General features: G+C 71.2%; 1 protein-coding gene. It reads left to right on the top strand.

Translation table 11 applies throughout. The features are described from left to right. Positions 1 to 1,042, top strand: a 1,042-nt coding sequence (locus tag J0A65_RS23985; RefSeq protein WP_206596781.1) for an intermembrane phospholipid transport protein YdbH family protein, incomplete at both ends; no start/stop codon positions are given.

Raw genomic sequence — 1,042 nt, 5'->3', positions numbered from 1 at the left:
ATCAGCGGTGCGCTAGCGCTCGACCTGCGCAATACCGGCGGCCGCTGGCAGGCGTATCAGGCGCACGGCGAGTTGCAGCTGGACAGCCGCGACGCGGCCTGGCTGCAGAACGTCCCGGCCGGCCTGCGCCCCGAGCAGCTGCAGCTGGGGATAGCGCCCATGGACAGCGCCACGGACGATGAGCTGGCCCTGCGTCTGACGCTCGCCGCCCAGGGGCCACTCGAACTGCAGGCCGACGCCACGCTCAGCCTGCGCCAGGCCGCAGAAGACTGGGCGCTCGACGTCGGCCAGCTGCAGCTCGATGCGCGCAGCAAGCGCCTGACGCTGGCCGGCAGCCGCCTCGATGACCTGCACCTGCAGCTGAACCTGAGCGGCCATGCCACGGCGCAGCAATGGCAGTTCAGCCTCGGCAGGAGCGCAGGCCTGGCTATCCAGCGCCTGCGCGTGGATGAACTCGACCTGCAGCATGTCCAGGCCACGCTCGACGGCATCGACCTGAGTGGCACGCCAGGCTCCACGCGCCTGTCCGGGCCGTTGGCGCTACGCGCACGACGCCTGCAATACCCGCCACTGCAGGCGCAGGGTTGGCAGTGGCAAGGCCGCCTCGACGCCAGCGAGGCGAGCCAGGCGCTCGACGGTGCGCTGCTGGCGGACTCGGGCCTGAGCATGGCGCTGAACCTGCGCAACCAGGCCGATGAACTGAGCCTCGCGGCCAAACTCGATGAACTCTTCCTGCGCGCCGGCAATCCGCTGGCCCAGACCCTGGCCGGCTGGCCGGGCCTGCTGACGCTCGACAACGGCCGTATCCAGGGCGACGCCACACTGCGCCTGGCCAAGGGCAAGCCGCTGGCGCTGCTGGCCACTCTGAGCGGCCGCAACCTGGCCGGCATCTATGACCGCAGCACGCTCGGCGGCGTCGATGCGCAGGCGCAGCTGCGCGTGAACGGCGACCGCCTGACGCTGGAGCTGGCCAACCTCAGCGCCGGGCAGATCGACCCCGGCATCCCCCTCGGCCCGCTGCACCTGCAAGCCAGCTACCAGG

The organism is Bowmanella yangjiangensis (assembly GCF_017255015.1).
Lineage (GTDB): Bacteria > Pseudomonadota > Gammaproteobacteria > Enterobacterales > Alteromonadaceae > Bowmanella > Bowmanella yangjiangensis.
This window is presented reverse-complemented; position numbering and strand designations above follow the sequence as displayed.